This is a genomic window from Streptomyces canus (assembly GCF_030815415.1).
In the GTDB taxonomy this organism is placed as follows: domain Bacteria; phylum Actinomycetota; class Actinomycetes; order Streptomycetales; family Streptomycetaceae; genus Streptomyces; species Streptomyces canus_F.
Window position 1 is genome coordinate 435,429 of record NZ_JAUSWW010000001.1, and the last position, 22,366, is coordinate 457,794.

Annotated in this window: 15 protein-coding genes; 6 read left to right on the top strand and 9 right to left on the bottom strand. The window is 70.9% G+C overall.

Going from position 1 to position 22,366, the window contains the following annotated elements:
• The 4 genes from QF037_RS02035 (at nt 1) to QF037_RS02050 (ending at nt 5,386) form a co-directional block, all read left to right on the top strand.
• Entirely contained in the window at nt 1–1,707 is a 1,707-nt protein-coding gene (locus QF037_RS02035) for an AMP-binding protein (RefSeq protein WP_307021182.1), read from the top strand.
• A 47-nt stretch (nt 1,708–1,754) separates the two neighbouring features.
• A protein-coding gene (locus QF037_RS02040) for an IS5 family transposase (protein WP_444972128.1) occupies nt 1,755–2,548 on the top strand; the annotation gives its coding sequence in 2 pieces (ribosomal slippage) (nt 1,755–2,087 and nt 2,090–2,548; 792 coding nt in all).
• Between the two features lie 33 nt (nt 2,549–2,581).
• Nucleotides 2,582–4,108 carry an MFS transporter gene (locus tag QF037_RS02045; protein WP_307021184.1) on the top strand — a complete coding sequence of 509 codons (1,527 nt, stop codon included), beginning with the start codon at nt 2,582–2,584 and terminating at the stop codon, nt 4,106–4,108.
• 48 nt (nt 4,109–4,156) lie between these two features.
• Nucleotides 4,157–5,386, top strand: a complete 1,230-nt coding sequence (locus QF037_RS02050; RefSeq protein ID WP_307021186.1) for a cytochrome P450 family protein — start codon at nt 4,157–4,159, stop codon at nt 5,384–5,386.
• Nucleotides 5,387–5,708: 322 nt separating this feature from the next.
• On the opposite strand, the gene QF037_RS02055 is transcribed toward QF037_RS02050, so the two are convergent.
• The 9 genes from QF037_RS02055 to QF037_RS02095 form a co-directional block, all read right to left on the bottom strand.
• On the bottom strand, nt 5,709–7,013 hold the full coding sequence (locus QF037_RS02055) for a flavin-containing monooxygenase (RefSeq protein WP_307021188.1): 1,305 nt from the start codon (nt 7,011–7,013) through the stop codon (nt 5,709–5,711).
• 64 nt (nt 7,014–7,077) lie between these two features.
• Nucleotides 7,078–8,088, bottom strand: a complete 1,011-nt coding sequence (locus QF037_RS02060) for a zinc-binding dehydrogenase (protein ID WP_307021190.1) — start codon at nt 8,086–8,088, stop codon at nt 7,078–7,080.
• Between the two features lie 32 nt (nt 8,089–8,120).
• A complete protein-coding gene (locus QF037_RS02065; RefSeq protein WP_307021192.1) occupies nt 8,121–9,614 on the bottom strand; it encodes an aldehyde dehydrogenase family protein in 1,494 nt (497 codons plus the stop codon).
• A gap of 53 nt (nt 9,615–9,667) precedes the next feature.
• Nucleotides 9,668–11,209 (bottom strand): GMC family oxidoreductase, encoded by a 1,542-nt coding sequence (locus QF037_RS02070; RefSeq protein ID WP_307021194.1) that lies wholly within the window; start codon nt 11,207–11,209, stop codon nt 9,668–9,670.
• A gap of 62 nt (nt 11,210–11,271) precedes the next feature.
• Complete coding sequence (locus QF037_RS02075; protein ID WP_307021196.1) at nt 11,272–12,516, bottom strand: cytochrome P450; 1,245 nt, start codon at nt 12,514–12,516, stop codon at nt 11,272–11,274.
• A 103-nt stretch (nt 12,517–12,619) separates the two neighbouring features.
• Complete coding sequence (locus QF037_RS02080) at nt 12,620–13,984, bottom strand: aspartate kinase (protein ID WP_307021198.1); 1,365 nt, start codon at nt 13,982–13,984, stop codon at nt 12,620–12,622.
• Nucleotides 13,985–14,087: 103 nt separating this feature from the next.
• Complete coding sequence (locus tag QF037_RS02085) at nt 14,088–15,200, bottom strand: 3-dehydroquinate synthase II family protein (RefSeq protein ID WP_307021200.1); 1,113 nt, start codon at nt 15,198–15,200, stop codon at nt 14,088–14,090.
• Between the two features lie 113 nt (nt 15,201–15,313).
• Nucleotides 15,314–16,147, bottom strand: coding sequence for a 2-amino-3,7-dideoxy-D-threo-hept-6-ulosonate synthase (locus tag QF037_RS02090; protein WP_307021202.1), 834 nt, complete (start codon nt 16,145–16,147; stop codon nt 15,314–15,316).
• Between the two features lie 135 nt (nt 16,148–16,282).
• Complete coding sequence (locus QF037_RS02095) at nt 16,283–17,368, bottom strand: ParB/RepB/Spo0J family partition protein (RefSeq protein WP_307021204.1); 1,086 nt, start codon at nt 17,366–17,368, stop codon at nt 16,283–16,285.
• 654 nt (nt 17,369–18,022) lie between these two features.
• On the opposite strand from QF037_RS02095, the gene car reads away from it, so the two are divergent.
• Both car and QF037_RS02105 read left to right on the top strand, forming a co-directional pair.
• Nucleotides 18,023–21,523: a carboxylic acid reductase gene (gene car, locus QF037_RS02100; protein WP_307021206.1), complete on the top strand. Its 3,501-nt coding sequence runs from the start codon at nt 18,023–18,025 to the stop codon at nt 21,521–21,523.
• A 220-nt stretch (nt 21,524–21,743) separates the two neighbouring features.
• Complete coding sequence (locus tag QF037_RS02105) at nt 21,744–22,349, top strand: TetR/AcrR family transcriptional regulator (protein WP_307021208.1); 606 nt, start codon at nt 21,744–21,746, stop codon at nt 22,347–22,349.
• Nucleotides 22,350–22,366: the final 17 nt, after the last annotated feature.

A 22,366-nucleotide genomic window follows, 5' to 3' on the forward strand; every position in this document is an offset into this window, starting at 1 on the left:
ATGCGTACAGCGACCGAGGAGTTTCGACGCGCCCGCGACCACCTGCTGTCCTCCTACGGGGACCTCCCGCGCGCCCGGGCCTTTCCCAGGCCCGTGATCGGGGAGACATTCAACTGGGTCGCGGACTGGTTCGACGCCATCGCAGAAGGGAACCACGCCACCGCGCTGCGCGTGGTCGACCTGGACAAGCAGGGTGCGCTCGTCGCCGACACCGCACTGAGCTTCGCCGAGCTGGCTGAGCGCTCCCAGCGGGTCGCCCAATGGCTGCGGTCGGCCGGCGTACGGCGCGGGGACCGCATCTTGCTGATGCTCGGCAACCGGGTGGAACTGTGGGAGTCCGTGCTGGCCGCGTTCCGGCTGGGCTGCACGGTGATCCCCACGGCCGTCCAGCTCACGCCCGCCGACCTGGCCGATCGGCTGGAACGCGGTGGGGTGGCACACGTCATCGCCGAGACCGACCTCACCCCCAAGCTGGAGGAGCTGAACGGCGGATGGACACGCATCGCCGTCGGGCCCCCGGTGCCGGGCTGGCGGGACTACCAGCAGGCCTATGCCGCCGACCCGCTCCGGGAGGCCGTGCGGACCGGGCCCGAGGACCTGTCGCTCATCTACTTCACTTCGGGCACGACTTCCCTCCCCAAGATGGTCGGGCACACGAGCGTCAGCTACCCGGTCGGCCACCTGTCCACCATGTACTGGCTCGGCCTGCGCCCCGGCGACGTGCACCTCAACATCTCCTCGCCCGGTTGGGGGAAATGGGCCTGGAGCAACCTGTTCTCCCCCTGGAACGCAGAGGCGACGGTCATGGTCGTCAACCAGCCGAGGTTCGCCGCCCGCCCGCTGCTGGAGATGATGTCGCGCTGCGCGGTGACCTCCTTCTGCGCGCCGGCCACCGTCTGGCGGAGCCTGCTGAGGGAGGACCTCACGCGGTTGCCGATGTCGCTGCGCGAGGCGGTGGCCGCCGGGGAGCCGTTGGACTGGGAGGTGGTGCGCCGAGTCCGCGAGGCATGGGGCATCACCGTACGGGACGGCTACGGACAGACCGAGACCACCGCCTCGATCGGGAATCCGCCGGGGATGCCGAACGGCGACGGGACACTGGGCTGGGCGATGCCGGGCTACGAGGTGACGCTGCTGGATCCGCACACCGGCGCACCCATCCAGGGCGACGCCGCGGAGGGCGAGATCTGCCTGCCGCTGGCTGCCCGTCCGCTCGGCCTGATGGTCGGGTACCTGGGCGACGCCGAGGCGACCGCACGCAGCATGCGCGACGGCTACTACCACACCGGCGACTTCGCCACCCGTGACACCGACGGCCGCTTCACCTTCCTGGGACGCGGCGACGACGTCTTCAAGGCATCCGACTATCGGATATCCCCCTTCGAGCTGGAGAGCGTGCTGTTGCAGCACCCGGCCGTCCAGGACGCCGCCGTGGTGCCCTCGCCCGAACCACTGCGCCTGGCCGTGCCCAAGGCGTACGTGACGCTCGCCGCCGGCTACCTGCCGGAAGCCCAGATCGCACGGCACATCCTCGCGCACGCCCGCGAACACCTCGCGCCCTACAAGCGCATCCGCCGCATCGAGTTCGCCGATCTGCCCAAGACCACCGTCTCCGGCAAGACCCAGCGCGCCGAGCTGCGCAAGCGTGAGGCGCAGCGGGCATCGCGGTCAGCGCAGGAATGGTGGGAGGAGGACTTCCAGAACTAAGAAGACATCTCATTTGGCGTGTTCGATAGTCTGCGGTCGTGGACATCGTGGAGCGTCTGGTGCCGGATGAGCTGTGGGAGCTGTTCGAGCGGGTGGTGCCACCCGCTCCGACGCGGCCCCAGGGTGGTGGCCGTCGGCGGTACGGGAATCGAGAGGTGCTGGCCGCGATTGTGTTCGTGGCCACGTCAGGGTGTACGTGGAAGCAGTTGCCTCCGTCGTTCGGCCCGTCGGGGCCGACCGCGCACCGCCGGTTCAGCGAGTGGAGCCGGGCCCGGGTCTGGGCCAGGCTGCACCGCCTGGTGCTCGACGAGCTCGGCGCGCGTGGAGACCTGGACTGGTCGCGGTGTGCGATTGACTCGGTGAACATGCGGGCCCTGAAAGGGGGGACCTGACAGGTCCGAATCCTGTAGATCGGGGCAAGAAGGGCTCGAAAATCCACCTGATCACCGAGCGGACCGGTCTGCCCGTCTCCGTCGGCATCTCGGGCGCCAACCTCCACGACAGTCAGGCCCTTCAGCCGCTCGTGCGGGGGATCCCGCCGATCCGCTCCCGCCGTGGTCCCCGTCGGCGCAAGCCCGCCAAACTCCACGCCGACAAGGGCTATGACTACGACTACCTGCGCCGATGGTTACGTGAGCGGGGCATCACCCATCGCATCGCACGCAAGGGCATCGAGACCTCGCAACGACTGGGCCGCCACCGTTGGAAAATAGAGCGCACCATGGCCTGGCTCGCCGGATGCCGGCGCCTCCATCGCCGCTACGAGCGCAAGGCGGAACACTTCCTGGCCTTCACGGCCATCGCCTGCGCCCTCATTTGCTACCGCCGACTTGCCAAATGAGACGACTTCTAAAGGGCTGTCCCGCAACTCCTCGTGGATCAGCGCGGCGAGGTGCCGTGGCTGTCGTCGTGCGCCCGCCGGGGAACACGGGACAGCCCTTGGTCTGCCGCTTCAATTCACCTCGGCGAGCGGGCTCTGCCCCTGGCGGACCTCCCACGCGGCACAGCTCGCCCGCCCAGCCGGATCCACCGGCCAACCATCCTCGGAGCCGAAGTGAATTCCGTCATCATAAGCAGGGGCCAGCGCAGAAGAGCCGTGCTGAGCAGCCTCATCGGGAACAGCATCGAATTCTACGAATTCCTCATCTACGGTTCTTTTTCATCCCTCTACTTCAACAAGCTGTTCTTTCCTTCGTTCGACCCCACCACCGGCACCCTGCTGTCTCTGACAACGTTCGCGGTTGCCTTTGTGGGCAGACCGCTCGGCGCCTTTGTCTTCGGGCACTGCGGCGATCGGATCGGCCGCAAGGCGACACTGGTCACCACGCTTATCGTGATGGGTGGCGCGACAGTCCTGATCGGCCTGCTGCCCACCTACAAGACGATCGGCATCGCCGCCCCGATACTGCTGACGATCCTCCGCTTCATCCAGGGGTGCTCAGTCGGCGGGGAGTCCAGCGGTGGATTCCTGATGGCACTGGAGAGCGCCCAGCCGAACAGGCGGGGCCTCCTCACCGCCATCGTCGGCACCGGCAACGCCTGGGGACTACTGCTGGCCAACGGCGTCCTCCTCCTCACCACCCTGCTTCCGGAACGTCAGGTGCTGGCCTGGGGATGGCGACTGCCGTTCCTCTTCAGTGCCGTACTCGTGGGCGTCGCGCTCCACGTCCGACTGCGGCTCGCGGAAACCCCCGAGTTCCAGCGGTCGAAGGCCGAGGGCGCGGTCAGGACCATCCCGGCGTTCGACGTCCTGTCGCGGTACGGCCTGGTCACCCTGTGCGCGTCGCTGTCGGCGCTTCCCCTGTTCCTGGTGTTCTACCTCGGGTCGGTCTTCTCGCTCAAATACGGTGCCAGCATCGGCGTGAGCCAGTCCGCCATGCTGATGCTGCTCGTCGGATCCTGCGCCTTCCTGATCCTCGCCATGCCGTTCTTCGGCTGGCTGGGCGACCGGTTCAACCGCAAGTCGGTATTCATCGGCGGCATCGTCGCCATGACGGCGGCCCCGTTCGCCTGGTTCCCGCTGCTCGACAGCAAGTCCTTCCCGCTGATGGCACTCGGCTTCCTGCTGCTCTTCGCCGGGTTCGCCGCGAACTACGGCGTCCAAGGGGCGCTCTTTCCGCTGCTTTTCCCCACGGTCCTGCGGTATTCCGGAATGTCCATCAGCTACAACGTGGGCGGCCTGCTCGGCGGCGCCGTCAGCCCGCTCATCGCCACCTCCCTGCTCAGCAAGTACCACAGCTGGACGCCCATCGCCCTGTACATGACGGCGGCCGGCGTGATCGGCCTGGTGGCATCGCTGTTCCTGCGAGAGCGCCCCGCCGACTCACCCGTGCAACACCCCGCCACCGCACTGGCGGTGGCCGCGCCCGCCGACGTCGCCACCGCCACCGCCAGGAGCTGAGAGGCACCGGCGCACCTCCCCGTTCGATCTCCAGTGAGGAAATCCCCCATGCCATCCCTGTCCACCACCAGTTGCCCCGTTCTCGATCCCACCGGCCGGGCGATGCACGCCGAGGCCACCTCGCTGCGCGAAGCACCGGCCGTGCTCGTGGAACTTCCGGGACCCGTCCGCGCCTGGGCGGTCACCCGGCACAGCGTCATCCAGTCGCTGACCAACGACCCGCGCGTCTCGCGCGACATACGCCGGCACTGGCCCGACCTGGACCACATGCCCGACGGCTGGCCGCTCGCCGCCCTCGCCCTGCAGCAGAGCTTCTTCAACTTCTACGGCGACGAGCACCGCAGGTCCCGGCGCCGCGTCGCCCCCACGTTCTCACCGCGGCAGGTCGAGCGCATGCGCCCGCAGGTCCAGACGACCGCCGACCGTCTGATCGACGCGCTGGCCGCACTACCCCCGGGATCGGTCGCCGACATCCGCCAGACCCTGGCTCTGCCGCTGACCATCACCGTCATCTGCGACCTCTTCGGCGTCCCCGACCACCTGCGCACCAAGATCGGCACAGGGATCGACGCAGTGCTGAACTCCTCGCTCGGACCGAAGGAGGCGCTGGCCGCCAACAACAACCTGTACGAGCACCTCGGCGAACTACTGCGGTACAAGCAGGAGCACCCGGCCGCCGACCTGACCAGCGACCTGCTGCTGCCTTCCGACCCCGGCCAGGAGCCGATGTCGCAGGACGTGCTGCTCGGCACCCTGTTCCTCATGATCGGCGCCGGGTACGAGACCACCGTCAACCTCATCACCAGCGCCGTCCAGGCCGTGCTCAACCACCCCGAGACCCTCACCCGGATCCAGGAGGGGAGCATCGGCTGGCAGGACGTCATCGAGGAGACGCTGCGCCTCGAGGGACCGATCATGCACATACCGATGCGCTGCGCCCTGGAGGACATCGACCTGGGTGAAGGCGTCGTCATCCGCAAAGGCGATGCGATCACCGTCGCCTTCGCCGCCGCCGGACGCGACCCGGAGCTGCACCCGCAGTGCCCGGAGCGCTTCGACCCCACCCGGTCCAGCAAGGAACATCTCGCGTTCGGTCACGGACCGCACTTCTGCCTCGGCGCGCACCTCGCCCGCCTCGAAGCGGACGTCGCCCTGAGCACGCTCTTCAGCCGGCTGCCGGATCTCGCCCTGGCGCACCCCGGCCGGCAGCCCGCACGCGTGGAGTCCTTCATCATCAACGGCCCCCTGGGCCTGGAGGTCGTCCCCCGCCCGGCCTGACCTGCCCGCACTACACCGCGCCGCCGGCGTCCGCCTCGAGTACCTGGGGCAGCGTCGGCGGCGCTGCCATGTCACCGGCCGGGATCAGATCCCGGCCGGCGCCGTTCACCGGTCCTGTCCGGCACGGCCACCGACGTGGTGGGGACGCAGGGCTCGGCCGACAGCACACGACACACCAACGACGAGGCAGGGCGAGACAGGCGCGCAGCAGGGCGGGGGACGCAGCACGATCGGGGCGGAGTCGACGCAGCGGCGCCCGGCGGGAGGAGCCGCCGGGCGCCGCTGCTTGCGTCGTACTGGTGTTGCCGAAACCGGCGGGTGGTCAGCCCCAGAGCCGGCCGAGCGCCGCCGGCGAGCGGTGGCGCAGCGTGTTGTCCAGATGGATGCCGCGGGCGACCCGCTCGGCCTGGATCCGAGTGGAGGCGATGAGCAGCGGCATCACCGAGCCGCCCTCGGGCAGGCCCGCGTAGTACAGCCCCGGCAGGGTGCCGGCCCCCGCGTGATGCACCGGCATGCCGCTCTCGTTGAGGGCGCTACGGGGCAGAATGCCGTAGTCGGGCACGAATCCCGTGGCCCAGACGATCGTCGTGATGTCCTGGGCGGCCAGGTCCAGTGTGTCCCCGTAGTCCGCGAACTGTGAGGGGTCGAAGGAGGGCAGGGGCGTGGGCTCGGGCACGACCAGGCCGTGCCGCTCTATCGCGGTGTCGATGGCCCTGAGGAGTTCACTCTCGGCGCGGGCCGCGTCCCGCGCGATCGCGCGCACGTTGTTCTCGAGCAGCAGGCTGCCGCCCCGCACACCGCGGACGGTGCCGACGAGAGTGACACCCTTGCGGGCCAGCACACCGAGGCTGAGGTCGCGGCCGCCGGCCTTGCCACTGAGCACCGACACGCCCGGCAAGACCGGCGAGTCGCCCTGCCCGCCGGACGCGGACTCCAAATTGCCCTCCAGCGGCAGCAGTTGCAGCCAGTCCAGGACCTGGGCACCCCGATAGCGGCGCGGCGAGGTTTTGTGCCGGCCAACGGCCAGGTACACCTGTCGGCCGGCGTCGCTCAGGTCCTCGGCGATCTGCTGGCCGCTGTTGCCCGAGCCCACCACGAGCACCGCGCCGGGCGGCAGGGACTGCGGGTCGCGGTAGTAGCGCGTGTGCAGTTGGGTGATGGACGGGTCGATGCGGGCGGTCAGCTCGGGCAGGCGCGGCGAGGAGTAGCCGCCGAGGGCGGCGACGACGTTGCGGGCCTCGACGCTCTGGCCGTTCTCCAGGTGGAGCCGGAAGCGTGCGTCGGGGTGGGCGGAGACGTCGACGGGTGCCTCGACCGACCGTACGGGCGAGTGCTCGCGCACGTCGATCCCCGCCTCGGCCACGTAGCGCCGCAGTCGCGAGGCGACCTCGCGGGCCGGCATGTACCCCTCGGGGTCGTCGCCGTCGTAGGGCATGCCGGGGAAGGTGACGGTCCGGTTGGGCGTGTTGACGCGCAGGCTCTCCCAGCGCTCCTTCGCCCAGGCCTGGCCGATCTCCCCCCGCTCGAAGACCACCGCCCGGTAGCCGAGCCGGGCAAGTGAGCCCGCGACCGAGCACCCTTGCTGGCCCCCTCCGACGACGGCGGTCTCGACGAACTCGGTCATCATCGCTGCGCTCCTGGTCCGCTGGGGAAATGATGTCTGCTCACGCACTGGTGCGTCATGACTCGGTTCACCCGCCGGTGGCGTCGGCCCAGGGCAGCACGACCGTCTTGCCGGTGGCCTGGTCGGCCTCCATGCGGCGGTGGGCGGCCACGATGTCGTCCAGGGCGAAGACTCGGTCGAGGTTGGGGCGATAGACACCCGCCTCGACCTCGTCGACGATCCGCTGCAACAGCCCCTGGCCGGTGCTGCCCTTGAGGGTGTCGCTGTGAAAGGCGGTGAGCCTGGTCCCGGTAGGGATCATGGCGATCGGTTCGAAGTCGGGGATCAGCCAGCCGCTGAGCGAACCCGCCACGCACACCGTCCCGCCGCGGCGCACCAGGCGCAGCGAGTCCAGGACGGTGCTGGTCCCCACGAGGTCCAGGACGTGGTCCGGGCCCTCGGGCCACAGCGCGTGCACTGCGTCTTCCAGCGGCCGGGCGTCGTCCAGCAGGACGTGGTCGACGCCGGCCGCCTTCAGAGCGTCGGCCTTGCCCCGGTTGCGGGTGGTGGCCGCGGTCTCGATGCCGTGGGCGGTGGCGATCTGCGCCGCCGCCAGCCCCACCGAGGAGGTCCCGCCGCGGATCAGCAGCCGTCCGCCGCCCTCGGGTGCGATGCCCAGGGCGTCCAGGGAGCCGCGCGCGGTCAGGTAGGTCTCGGGCAGCGCGGCCAGGACCTCCCACGGAAGGGTGGTGGTCACCGGCATCAGGAGGGCGTTCGGCAGCAGCGCGTACTGCGCGTAGCCGCCGTCGAACTGTCGGCCCATCTCCCCCATCACCGCCGCCACCGTCGTCCCGACCGGCAGCAGGGGGTCGGTGGAGTCGGCCACGACACCCACGCACTCGATACCCAGCACGCGGGGGAAGGTGACGCTCGGAGAGTGTCCCTGACGGGTTCTCAGCTCGGAGCGGTTCAGGCCCGCGCCGTGCACGCGTACCAGGCTCCAGCCGTCGCGGACCTCGGGGACGGGCAGGTCGCGGATCTGCAGGACCTCGGGACCGCCCGCCCGAACGCAGACCGCCGCGCGCATCGTCGTAGGCACAGGCAACCACCTTGCGGGTGTCGGGAGGTCGGTCAGGCTTCGTCGACGACGTCGAGGGACGGCGCCCAGCGGGGGATCGCCTCGCGGCCGGAGGGCAGGCGCAGGCTGCGGCTGAAGCTGTACTCCTGCAGCGTCTCCAGGGCGTGTTCACGGCCGTATCCGCTGGCGCCGACACCGCCGAACGGTGTGCCGGTGAACGCGCGGTTGTAGTGGTTGACGAAGACGACGCCGGCCCGCAGCTCGCGGCTGACCCGCAGGGCGCGCTCGGAGTCGCGGGTGAACACGCCGGCCACCAGGCCGAACTCGGTGCCGTTGGCGATGCGGACGGCCTCGGCCTCGTCGTGGAAGGGGATCAGGCACACGACGGGCCCGAAGATCTCCTCCTGTGCAATCCGCATGTCGGGGGTGACGCCGGTCAACAGGGTCGGCGGCACGTAGTAGCCATCCGCCAGTTCCGGGTCGGTGGGCAGGGGTGCCTGCGCGGCAATGGTGGCGCCCTCGCCGACACCGATGTCCAGGTAGTCCAGCACTCGCCGGCGCTGCGCGGGGCTCACCAGCGGGCCGACGTGGGTGCCCGGGTCGGAGCCTGCGCCGACCTTCAACCGCCCGACTGCGGACGCGAGGCGGCGGGCCACCTCGTCGTGCAGGTCGGCGTGGACCAGGACCCTTGAGGAGGCGGTGCACGCCTCGCCCTGGTTGAAATAGCCGCCCTCGACTGCCCAGGGCAGAGCGGACTCCAGATCCGCGTCGTCGAAGATGATCAGGGCGTTCTTGCCGCCGAGTTCCAGCAGCGTCGGCGTCAGGTTGTCGGCGGCCGTCTTGACCACGGCCTGGCCCGTGGTGGGCGCACCGGTGAAGGAGATCTTGCCGACCAGCTTGTGGCCGGCCAGGTGGGCGCCGACCTCGCCGCCGCCGGGCACAATGTGCACGACGTCGTCCGGCAGCACCGACTGGACCAGCTCGGCGATGCGCAGCACCGACAGCGGCGCCTGCTCCGGCGGCTTCATGACCACGGCGTTGCCTGCCGCCAGGGCGGGGGCGAGCTTGCCCGCGGTGTGCAGCGGGGGCCAGTTGAACGGCACGATCGCGCCCACCACACCGAACGGCTCGCGCACCGTGACATCGAGCATGCTGCCCGCGTCGCGGGCCTGGCCGGGCATCGCCTCGCACAAGCCGGCGAACATCTCGAAGATGGTGACCGCGCCCTCCAGGTCGAACTGGCGGGCCTGGGTGAGCGGCTTGCCGTTGTCGCTGGACTCCAGCGCGGCGATCTCGTCGGCGTGCTCGCGGATCACCTGGGCGACCTTCCACAGCCAGCGGCCCCGCTCGCGCGGGGTGCGGGCCTTCCACGCGTGATGGGCCTCGTGGGCGGTCCTGACCGCCTGGTCCACCCGGTCGGCGTCGGCACCCTGAATGACGGTCAGGGGCCGGCCGGTCGCCGGGTCGTCCACCGTGAACCGATCGGCCTCGTTCTCGGACGACCAACGGGTACGCAGGACTTGTACGGCTTCGAGGGTCGTGGACACGGAATCCTCCTGATAGTGCGCCGGGCATCCCCGGCTTCGGCTGGTGATGGGGCTCAGGTGCGCGGGGCGAGTCGTTCGCACAGCACCGAGGCGATCCGCTCGGCGACCACGATGGTGGGAACGTTCGTGGCCACCCGGGGCATCGCCGGGAACACCGAGGCATCCGCGACGGTCAGTGCCTCGACGCCGCGCACGGCGCCGTCGGCGTCGACCACGGCGCTCGTATCGTCGGGCCGGCCCATGCGCATCGTGGCGCTGGCGTGGTTGTAGTGCGCCGGCGCGCGGCGCACGGCGTCGGCCAGTTCCCGGTCACTGATGTCCGGGCCCGGCACCCGCTCGTCGGCCAGCAGGTCGGCCAGCGGGCGGGTTCGGGCCAGACGGCGGGCCAGACGGACCCCGTCGGCGACTAGCTCGGCGTCAGCGGCGGCACTGTACAGCCCGAGGTCGATCGTCGGCGCGTCCTGGGGATCGCGCGAGGACAGACGTACGCTTCCGCGGGAGCGGGGCTGGACGCAGGAGACGAAGAAGACCATGTCCCAGCCGGTGGGATGGTTCTCGGTCCGCGGCACGAACTGCTCGGGCAGGCTGCCGGCCGGCACCGCCGCCGAGGGCAGGATCTGCACGTCGAAGTCGGGCTCGTCCGGCCCGGCGGCGACGCTGAGGACGCTGCCGAATACCGACCGGGCCTCGGCCTGGGGCGGCTTGGCCGCGTGGACGTTCCAGTAGGCGGGGTGCTCGGTGAGGTTGCGTCCCACCCCAGGAAGGTCGGCCACCACCTCGATGCCGAGGGCCGTCAGATCGCCGCGGTCGCCGATGCCCGAACGCAGGGCGATGGCGGGCGAGTTGTAGGCACCGGCGCTGAGCACGACGTGCCGGGCGGGGATCTCCTCCCCGGTGGCCAGCCGTACGCCCCGGGCCCGGGTGCCGAGCAACAGCACCCGGTCGACCAGCGTCTCGCCGCGCACCTGGAGGTTGGGCCGGTCGCGGACGGGGTTGAGGTAGCCGATGGCGGTGCTCAGCCGGATGCCGTCGGCTGCGCTGAGCGGGGTGCGGGCGAAGCCCGGCGCGCCGGGCGCGTTGAAGTCGGCGACCTCCGGGTGCCCGAGGCGCATGCCGGCCTGCTGTGCGGCGACGGCGTGCTGTCCGAGGTCCTCGGGGGCGGCCAGCGTCATGCGGTAGGGGCCGCCCAGACCGTGGTACTTCTCCTCGCCGTATGGGTAGTGCTCCATCTGCTGGTAGAGGGGGAGCATCTGCACGTAGCCCCAGGCGGGGTCGGCCGCGGCGGCCCACGCGTCGTGGTCTGCGGGGCGGGCCCGCATGGCGACGCAGACGTTGACGGCGGAGCTGCCGCCGATGACCCGGCCCCGCGGCACGGGCACCTCGTTGCCGAACGCGTCCGAAAGAGAGCGGTAGCCCCAGTCGTAGGTGTACGGGGCGTAGGTCGCGTCCTTGATGTCTGCCGGTGTGTCGTCGGTGGTGGCGAAGTCGGGGCCCGCCTCCAGGAGCAGGACCGAGCGCCGCGGGTCGGCGCTGAGCCGGTTGGCGAGGACGCAGCCAGCAGATCCGCCGCCGATCACGATCACGTCGTAGGTCATGGCGGCCGCCTACACGGGCCGGGGCCGGACGGCGACGGGTCGCGAGTCAAGCGCTGGTGCCATCATGATGCGGCCTCTCGCAAGGGTGGGACGTTCCAATGGAGGTGCAGTTCTTCGAATCCGCGTGCGATGACGAGGCGTTCGCGGGTGCGGGATTCGGCGGGGCCCAGGCGGAGTTCGGGGAGCCGGTCGAAGAGCAGCGGGATGGCGATGCGCAGCTGCAGTCGTGCCAGGGAGGCGCCGAGGCAGGCGTGGACGCCGCGGCCGAAGGCCATTTGGTGTCGGCGGGGCCTGCCGCTGAGGGCGAACTCGTCCGGGTGGTCGAAGACGCAGCTGTCGCGGTTGGCGGAGCCCCAGTGGACCATCACGCGGTCGCCGGGAACGAGGTGCCTGCCGCCGAGTTCCGTCTCCCGTGTGACGGTGCGGAACAGGCCTTGCACCGGGGACTCGAAGCGCAGGATCTCCTCGACCATTTCCTCGGCGGATGCCTCGCCGGCGCGCAGGGCCGCGAGCTGGTGGGGGCTTTGCAGCAGGGTGACCAGGCCGTTGCCGATGGCGCGGGTGACCGTGACGTGCCCGGCGATGATCAGGTTCATCACGATGCGCATCAGTTCCACGTCGTCGAGCCCGTGCTCGAGGCCGTACTGCGCCAGCGAGGAGATGAGCGAGTCCTCGCCGGCCCGGTCGGTGTCCTCCAGCCGCCCCATCACGTAGTGCTGCATGGTGACGACGTCGCGGGCCCACTCGACGCGCTCGGTCGGCTCACCGGTGCCGACGGACAGCTTCAGCCAATTGGAGCTCCACTGCCGCAGGAGCGGCACGTCCTGGGGCGGCACACCCAGGATCCGCGCCATGACCATCAGCGGCAGGGGCCAGGCGTAGCCCTCGATGATGTCGGCCCGGCCGTCCGCGGCGAACCGGGCGATCAGCTCCTCGGCGGTGTCCCGGACGAAGGGCTCCAGCGCCGCCACGCGCCGCGGCGTGAAGACGCGGTTGACCGCCACGCGCAGGCGGGTGTGCTCCTCGCCGTCGCTCTCGGTCAGGTTCGGCGTCAGCGCCCAGCCTTCGGCCAGGACCTGCTTGACCTCGTCGGACTCGGGTCCCGCGGTGATCCGTACCGCGCTCTCGGAGGAGAACGTCTCGGGGTCGTGGACGACGCGCGCCACGTCCTCGTGGCGGGTGAGGATCCAGATGTCCCGGTCCTGGTCGTGGAGCACCGGGCACTGCGCGCGCATCTGCGCGTAGACGGGGTAGGGGTCGGCCAGTTGCTCGTTGGAGGTGGGGTCGAAGGTCGGCGTGGCGGTCATCGAAGGCCCTCCGGCCCTGGCCTGGCGGCCGGGCCGTCCGGACGGCCGGGGTCGAGTCGGATCACGGACATCGGTGTTCTCCCTCGTGGTGTGGGGGCCGGGCTCACTCGGCGGCGGCCAGGGCGGGCACCGCGACGTCGAATTGCCCGCATCCGGCGGCCAGCGGCCAGGCGGTGCCGGCGTGGTCCGGGTCCGCCTGGTGGAGCAGGGGCGTCACCGGCTCGGACAGGAAGGTGTCGTGGACGATCTGGGTGGCCGCGGCCAGGTCGCTGCGACCGGTCAGCACGCTGAGCCGGTTGGAGGTGACGTGCAGGTCGGTGCGCGCGGCGCCGACCGAGCGCAGGGCTTCCAGCAGCCGCAGCGGTGCGTACGGCCGTCGGCCGATGCCCAGGCCGACGACGGAGAGCCGGGCCAGGTTCGACGTCCAGTGCGCCTCGTCCAGGCGGATCCCGCGGTCGGTGTCGGCCAGCAGTTCCCGCATCTCCTCGACGCTGTCCTCGGGCAGGGTGAGCGCGATGTCGCCGGCGTCCTCGGTGCCGAGGTTGCCGTAGCGACGCAGCTCGACCTCGGTCTCGCGGGCGACCAGTTCGCCGAGCAGGCGCAGGACGTGGTCGGAGGTGATCCGCCGCAGTACACAGCGCACCAGGCCGGAGCGGCCCGCGACCCCGGCGATCGGGCGGAGGCGACGGGCGGGCGTCCAGGACTCCCCCGAGGCCGCCCCGGCGGCGCGTCGGCCGTCGCCCACCCAGGTCTGCGGACCGATCGCGGCACGGTTGGAGCGCACCTTCAGATCGACGCCGTGGGTGCGGGCGTAGTCGACGGAGTCGGAGGCGAGCACCTTGGCACCGCTGACGGCCAGTTCGGCCATCTCCTCGTAGAGCAGGGCGGTGTGGCGACGGGCGCCGGTGACCGTGCGGGGGTCTGCGGTGTAGACGCCGGCGACGTCGGTGACGATCTCGCAGTGGTCCGCGCCGAGGGCCGCGGCCAGGGCGACGCCGGTGGTGTCGGAGCCGCCGCGGCCCAGGGTGGTGCGGGCCCCGGTGGTCAGGGACTCCCCCTGGAAGCCGGCGACGACGGGGACGGCGCCGCGGGCGAGCTCCTCTCGGAGCCTGCGCGGGTCCACCGCCACGATCGCGGCCCGGCCGTGCCGGTGGTCGGTGCGGATGCCCGCCTCGGGACCGCTGAACGAACGGCTCGCGACACCCTGGTGGTTGAGCGCCAGGGAGACCAGTCCGGCGGATGCGGCCTCGCCAGTGCACAGCAGGGCGTCGAGTTCGCGTGCGTCGGGGCGGGCGGTCACCGCGGATGCCAGCCGGAGCAGCTCGTCGGTGGCCCCGCCCATGGCGGACACGACCACGACGACCTGGTTCCCGTCCTCGTGTGCCGCCCGGATCTGCCGTGCAGCTTCGATGACCTTGTCAGGTGTGGCGACCGACGTTCCGCCGTATTTCTGCACTATGAGCGCCATCTCACGCACTCTCTTCCTTCAAATCCGTGGAACGTGGAGGACGTTGCCCGAGCGCCGCGGTGACCGCCGGGTCCCGCAGGCGGTCACGTGACCGGCGCGGGCTCTACTGCTCGTGGAGGAACTCCCGGATCGCGTAGCCGACGTGGCGCTGGTCGGTCATGGTGTGGCCGAGGATGACGTCGCCGGGGCGCAGTTCGGTGAAGTTGTGCACGCTGCCGCCGGGGCCGAGCGCGCGGACGTGCCAGTCGTCCTGACCGACCATGTCCACGAGCTGGCCGCTGCGGGTGCGGGCCTCGATCCGCAGCATCGGGCGGGACTCCATCTTGATCCGGCCCACGACCACCGTGCGTACGCTGCCGTCGGTGCTGACGGCGAGGATCTCCGAGCCGCAGTGCAGCTCGGACAGGTACTGGGTGCGGTTGCCGGGCGTCAGCGTGTAGGAGGACAGCGCGGCCGCGTTCACCCGGAACGGGCGGGTGGGCATGTACGGCAGCGGGTGGGTCTCGCTGCTGACGAGGACCAGGCCGGTGGAGTACGACCCGACCAGGATGCCCTCGTTGGGCCGCAGGTGGGAGCAGGTGTCGACGCAGACCCGGTCGCCAAGGCCGAGGTGGGTGAGCTGGACGATCTCCAGCTCCTCCATCTCCAGCGAGGCGGCCTCGCCGCGGGTGACCTGCATCAGCTCGGTGGCGTCGCCGACGCGCTTGGGTGCCAGGAGCACCGCGTCCGAGCCGCGCTCCAGCACACCGAGGGTGGTGGCGGCGTCTTCGACGTCCTCGACGACGGTGACGATGGAGCCCTTGGCCTTGTCGGCGGCGGCCAGCAGGATCTCCAGCGGGATCTTGCTGGGGTCCTGGCGGAACTCGACGAGGGTCAGCTCCGCCTCGTTGGCGATCCGGCAGGCGAGGTCGAGGCTCTGCTCGTCCAGCACCTTGATCAGGACGCCGGAGCGCAGGCCGGGGCGCAGGCCTTCGAACTTCTCGGCGATGCTGTGGTCTGCGATCAGGACGTCGACCACGTCGACGAGCTGGTCGATCAGGGTGGTGGGTGTCTCGCCGGTGACGACGGCGGCCTTCTGCACGTTGGGCGGGACCTTGCCGGCCAGTTCGGGGTCGTCCAGCACGACGGTCTCGATGCCGATGTGGGTGCTTTCCTCGACGATGGCGGTGGCGAGTTCGGCAGCGGTGCCGCGGAGGTCGATCCATGCGGATTTCATGTTCGCACCTTTGATTGTGGGTGGCTTGCCTGTCGTGGTCGCGCCTGGCTGTCGGTGACGGGTCGTCACGGCGTGCGGTGGAGGGGGCCGGGCGGGTTGGCCCGGGGCAGGGGTCAGACGGTTGCCTCGGACAGTTCCTGGCCCAGGGCGGCCAGGGCTGCGAGCGACCGGGGTCCGGCGTGGACGCGGCGGGCCACCGAGCGGGCCAGGCCGCCGGGGTCCGGCGCCTGGAAGACGTTGCGTCCGACGGCGACGCCGAGCACGCCGGACTCCATCGTGCTGTCGATGAGGTCGAGGAACTTCCCGGTGTCCTCCAGCACGCCGCCGCCGGCGGTGACGACCGGGATCGGGCTGGCCGCGACGACCTCGCGCATCGTCAGTGGTGAGCCGGTGTACGGCAGCTTCACGATGTCGGCTCCGAGGTCCGCCGCGACGTTGGCGGCGTGCGCCAGCAGGACGGGGTCGGCCGGGTCGGTGATGCGGGGGCCGCGTGGGTAGACCATCGCGAGCAGCGGCAGGCCGAAGCGGGCGCACTGGCCGGCGACCGCGCCGAGGTCGGTGAGCTGGGCGGCCTCGGTGCTGGATCCCAGGTTGATGTGCACGCTGACGCCGTCGGCGCCCAGGGCGACCGCCTCTTCCACGGCACCCACCAGGATCTTCGCGTCCTTGTCCGGCGCGAGCTGGGTACTGCCGTTGAGATGGACGATCAGTGCCAGCCGCCCGAGCGCGTCGGTCGGCAGGAACCGGACGCGCCCCTTGTGGACGATGATCCCGTCCACCTCGTTGGCGGCCATCTCCTCGACGAGTCCGGCGAATCCGGCGGCGGAAGCCACCGGGCCGTCGGCCAGCGAGTGGTCGAGCGGAACCAGGAACGTCGTCCCGGAAGCCGAATGGACAATTCGCTGAACGCGACGGTCCTTTCCGGTCCAGCCGTATGCATCGGTCATTTTATCAACACCCCGTCCCAAACCCAGATGACCAGATCAGTTGTCCGGTGCGCATTCGAAGCGCTTTCTGTGGAAGTTTTTCTTTGGTTTTTCCGGTGTTGCCTCAATGACCAAACCAAAGAATTAGCCGGACCGTCAAGCCTCGCGATTTTCTCGCCTTTCGGTGTTTACCGTGGACTGGCTCTGCCCGGGCGGCGCCGCCCGGCGCTGCGACAGGCGTGTGGCAAGGTCCTGCCACGCCTGCACGCTCGCCTGGGCGAGTTCCGCGACGAAGTCGAGGCAGTGGTCGGGCAGGTCAAGGACGAGTCCCTCCTGCGCCTGCGGGTCGATGGCAGCCACCGCGAGGATGCTGAGCAGCAGGCGGCCGGACTGGTTGAAACGCAAGGAGGGGTCGGTACGCAGGGAACGCAGCAGCGCGGTGGACCGGTCGAGCTTGCCCGACCCCGAGGGCGCGCCCTGCGCACGCGGCGCCTCCGCCCTGCGCGCGGGCGGGACGCGCCGCTGGTCGGGGATCACTGCCCGGCTCTCCCGGTGGAGCTGGTCGCGCACGTCGCGGACGGTGCCCGGGGACACGCCTGCGACCGCGCTCACCGCCCGCAGGGAGGAGGTGGGTTCGCGCCGGAGCATCTCCTTGGCGCGCTCGCGCCCGGCGGCGGTGCTGACCGGTCGGACGCGGCCGTCCCTGCCGAGCCTGGTCTGCCCGCCGGGCCGCCCGATCGCCTCACGCAGGGCAGCGATCGTCTTGGGCGAGAGCCCGACGGACGACGCTATGGCGCGGTTGGACCAGCCCTCCTGCTCGCACAGGATGCGGGTGCCGGCCGCCTTGCGGTCGGCCAGCGACAACGGCAGTCCGTGCCGCACGTTCAGCCGCACTGCCAGGACGAAGGCGCTCGCGTCGTCGCCGTCGAACCAGTGCGCCCGGATCGTCTCTTCACCTCGTAACTGGGCTGCGCGGACCCGGTGCGCACCGTCGATGACCCGGTGGGTGCCTCGCTGCACGACGATGGGCGGCAGGTCGGCCTGCGATTCCGCCAGGACCCGTATGTGCTCGCCGTTCTCCCCCGCGGAGCGCGGCGAGTGGGACAGGTCCAGCGCCGCGATCGGAATCCATTCCGTGTCCGTACCGGTGTCCGATCCGGCGTATCGCGCCTCGGCGTCCACACGATCCGGTGGGTGCACGCGCGCGTCCCGTCGTTGGAGCACTGCTTTGCTGTCCGCCACGTTCGACCACTCCTCAGCCACACCTGCCGCTGCCGGTCAGGGGCCGCGGAGTCTGTGCACGCTCCGACGGACCCACGATAAGAATACCTCCGCCAAGGTATTTTTTTGCAAGCGTGCTGGAGCGCCCAGTGCCGTGTGCAACCGGGGACTTCCCCGGTTGCACACCGATGACCGCGGACTCGGGCCGCCCCGGGGACCACACCCGCTCGGGGACAAAGAGGACGGAGGGCCGCCGTGGAGGGGACCTCTTCGTCGGCAGGTTCCCCTCCCCGACCACGGTCGCCGGACGGAGCGCAGTCCGGGCGGCCCGCGGTGCGGTGACGCGACCACGCGGTGCCGGATGCCGGATGCCGGATGCCGGATGCCGGGCGCGGAATTCCCGTGCAAATCCGCGCACCCCTCCCGCAAGCGGAATGCATATCAGAGTCGCAGGCACAATTCCCTGCCCTCCCCCGCCGCCCCTGGCGCCCATTTCCTTCCGCGCAGTAGCCTGACCTCGCCTGGGGCACCGGCGTTCTCCGCTCCAATGCGCCGGCCCGGCCCGCGGCAGCCTCCTTCGGCCTTAGGCCGGGTTCATGTGCCGGAAAGAATTCGCGGTCACAGAAAGGCGTGGTCATGGTTAATGATTCACCGGGCGCCACCACGCGCGCTTCCGTGAGCAAAAGCCGGAAGCAGCGTATTGCCGAGTTGTTCCGGGCCGAGCCGGAGCTCGCCGACAGCATGCCTGCGGCCGGCGTCTTCGCGGAGACCGCCGGACGCGGGCCGCGCCTGTCCGAGATCGTCAGGCGGACCCTTGCGGCCTACGCCGACCGGCCCGCGCTCGGCGAGCGGGCCAGGCAGTACGTCAACGCGGACGGCCGCGTCAGCGTCCGGCTGCTGCCCCGGTTCAAGACCGTCTCGTACGGCGAGCTGTGGTCGCGGCTGAGCGCGGTCGCCGCCGACTGGTACCACCACCCGCAACACCCGCTGCGCGAAGGCGACTTCGTCGCGATCCTGGGCTTCGCCGGCACCGACTACACCACGGTCGATCTGGCGTGCGGCCAGGTCGGGGCGGTCGCCGTGCCCCTGCACACCAACGCCTCGGTCGACCACATCCGCCACCTGGTGACGGAGGCCGCCCCGCGTGTCTTCGCCACGAGCACCGACCGGCTGGCGACTGTGCTCGACGCGCTGGCCGGGCAGACCTGCGTGCACCGGATCCTCGTCTTCGACCACCACCCCGAACTCCCCGAGCACCGCGAGGCGCTGGCGGCCGCCGCCCGGCTGCTGGCCTCGACGGGTGCACCGATGTCGCTGGAGCTGCTGTCCGACGTCGTCGGCCGCACCGACTCGCTGCCGCCGGTGCCCGAACTGCCGCCGGACAGCAGCGCCGACGGCGCGCTGTCGGCCTTGATCTACACCTCCGGCAGCACCGGCACGCCCAAGGGCGTGATGTTCCCGGAGTCGACGGTGTCCCTCATGTGGCGCCCGCCCGCGGGGCCCGAAAACCAATACCCGTTGATCACGGCCAACTTCCTACCGCAGAGCCACCTGGTCGCCAGGAGGCTGGTGATCAAGACGCTGGCCACCGGCGGCACCGCGCACTTCGTGGCCGACAGCGACCTGTCCACCCTCCTGGACGACCTGGCGCTGATCCGGCCGACCGAGATCGCCATGGTGCCGCGGGTCTGCGAGCTGCTCTTCGAGAGCTACCACGCCCAGCTCAACCAGCGCGCGGCGCGCGGCGAGCTGCGCGACACCGACCACGCCGAGGTGATCGCGCACCTGCGCGACCACGTGCTGGGAGGGCGTGTCATCCACGCTCCCTGCGGATCCGCGCCGCTCGCCCCGGAACTGGCCGCGTTCCTCCGCAACGCCCTCGACGTCCCCCTCCTGGACAGCTACGGCACGACGGAGACCGGGCTGGTCATGCTGGACCACCGTGTGCAGAGCCCCCCGGTCGTGGACTACAAACTCGTGGACGTGCCCGAACTGGGGTACTCCACCGCCGACTCCCCCTACCCGCGCGGCGAACTGCTGGTCAGAACCGCGCTCATCACCCCCGGTTACTACCGGCGCGCCCAGGACACCGCCGAGGTGTTCGACCAGGACGGCTACTACCGCACCGGCGACATCATGGCCGAGACCGCACCCGGCGAACTGATCTACCTCGACCGCCGCAAGAACGTCCTCAAGCTCTCCCAGGGCGAGTTCGTCGCCCTGTCCAAGGTGGAGGCGGCGCTCGTCGCCAGCCCGCTGGTGCGGCAGATCTTCGTGTACGGCAACAGCTCCCGTTCCTACCTGCTCGCCGTGGTGGTGCCCACCCCCGAGGCGATCGCGCAGTCCGGCGACGAGGCGGCGCTGAAGGCGGCGGTCAGCAGGTCGCTGCAGAGCGTCGCCACGCAGGCCGGCCTGGCGCCGTACGAGGTCCCGCGCGATCTGATCGTCGAGCCCGTGCCGTTCAGCCAGGACAACGGTCTGCTGACCGACTCGACCAAGCAGCTGCGCCCGCGGCTGAAGGAGCGGTACGGCGAACGGCTGGAACAGCGCTACGCCGAACTCGCCGAGGGCCAGGCCGCGGAGCTGCGCGCGGTGTGGCAGGACCACGACCGCCCGGTGGCCGAGAGGGTCGCCCGCGCCGCGCAGGCGCTGCTGCCCGGGCTCGACATCGAGCCGGGCCCGGAACAGCGCTTCACCGATCTGGGCGGGGACTCACTGTCGGCACTGTCGTTCGCGAACCTGCTGCGGGAGATCTTCGGCATCGAGGTCTCGGTCGGAACCGTCCTGGGACCGGCCAACACCCTCGGCGAGATCACCGCCCATGTGGAGCGACTGTGCGGCGCCGCCGCGGCCCGGCGGGCCACCTTCGCCGCCGTCCACGGCGAGCACACCGCCTCGGTACGGGCCGGGGACCTCACTTTGGACAAGTTCATCGACGCCGCGACCCTCACCGCGAGCACGGAACTGCCCCAACCGGTCGGCGAACCGCGCACGGTGCTGCTCACCGGGGCCAACGGCTACCTCGGCCGCCTGCTGTGCCTGGAGTGGCTGCAGCGGCTGGCCCCGGTGGGCGGCACTCTGGTCTGCCTGGTGCGCGCCGCCGACGACAGCGCCGCCCGCCTACGCCTGGAGGAGTCCCTGGACAGCGGGGACACCGCGCTCAAGACCCGCTTCGCCGAACTGACGGCGGGCGGCGCGCTGCGTGTGCTGGCCGGCGACATCGGCGCGCCGCACCTGGGCCTTGGCAAGCAGGACTGGCAGCACCTGACCGCGACGGTGGACCTCATCGTGCACCCCGCGGCACTGGTCAACCACGTGCTGCCCTACCGGCAGTTGTTCGAGCCCAACGTGGTCGGCACCGCCGAGGTCGTCCACGCCGCCCTGACCACCCGGCTGAAGCCGGTCGTGTTCGTGTCCAGTGTGGCCGTGGCCGCCCACGGCGCGGCCACGGCAGATGAGGACAGCGACATCAGGGACGACAGCCCGGCACGTGCGCTCGACGACCGGCACGCGGGCGGCTACGCCACCAGCAAGTGGGCGGGCGAGGTGCTGCTGCGCGAGGCCCACGACCTGTGCGGGCTGCCAGTGACCGTGTTCCGCTCCGGCATGATCCTGGCGCACGCCCGGTACGCCGGGCAGCTCAATGTGCCCGACACCTTCACCCGCCTGCTGCTGAGCCTGATCGCCACGGGGACCGCGCCCGAGTCGTTCTACGACGGCGCGCAGGACGGCCGGCGCCCGCGGGCGCACTACGACGGGCTGCCGGGGGACTTCGTCGCCGCCGCGGTGGCCGCCCTGGGCTTCCGCACCGACGGATACCGGACGTTCAACGTGGTCAACCCGCACGACGACGGAATCTCGCTCGACACCGTGGTCGACTGGCTGGCCGACAGCGGAATCAACGTCCGCCGGGTCGGCGGCCACCGGCAGTGGCGCGAGCAGTTCGAGTCCGCGCTGCAGTCTCTGCCCTTGGCGCAGCGCCCGTACTCCCTGCTGCCGCTGATAGCCGCCTGGCGGGAACCGCTCGTCCCTCGTGCGACGTCGGCGCTGCCCGCCGACCGGTTCCGCGCAGCGGTGCGCGCCGTCGGTATCGGCACCGAGCAGGACATCCCGCACCTGTCCCGGCCGCTGATCGAGAAGTACGTGGCGGACCTACGGCTCCTGGGCCTGCTCTAGGGCACCGGCCGCACCCTTGTCGCCCGGGCCCGGTCGGCCCGGCGACGGGTCTCGGCCCTCACACCCATGTCCATGTCTTCCCGGAGCGCGAGGGTGGCGGGATATCGCCTCTTGCTCCGGTCGTGCGTGGATAAAATCATGTGTACGCGGTCGACATCGGGGTTCGTTCCCCTCAAAACATACCTTCACAAAGGTTTCTTCCCTGGAAGGGGGGATCCGTGTGACTCAGGAGCGTGCGGTCCGCACCCGGGAGCAGGTGCTCGACGCCGCGGCGCAGGAGTTCGCGGCGCACGGCTACCTGGGCACGACACTGCTCGACGTGATCCAGCGCACCGATATGACCAAGGGCGCGCTGTACGGGCATTTCTCCTCGAAGGAGGAGCTCGCGGCGGCGTTGATCGAGGAGGCCGGAGGCGAGCTGAGCACGCGCGCGCAACGGGCCGGCGAGCCGGACGCGGCGGCGGTGTGCACATTGCGGGAGACCGTGCTCGACCTCGCCCGACATCTGCGCCAGGACACGCGGGCCCGGTCCGCGCTGCGGCTCGCCGTGGAGAGCCCTCATCTGGACCGGCACGACCTCGGGCTGGTGCAGCGGATCTGCCTGTCGCTGACCCGCGCCGTCGAGGAGGCGCAGGCCGGTGACGGGAACAGCGGCGGATACCCCCCGGAGGCCGTGGCCCGCCTGCTGGTGTCGGTCTTCTTCGGGGTTCCTCATCCCGTGCCGCGTGACGACGCCGACGCCGCGCGGCGGTTCGACGACCTGTGGGCGGCCGTGTCCGGGCCACCGAAGGACGGATGGGCCGACGCCGTCCCGCAAGAACGCTGAAGCGCCGCTCCGACCCC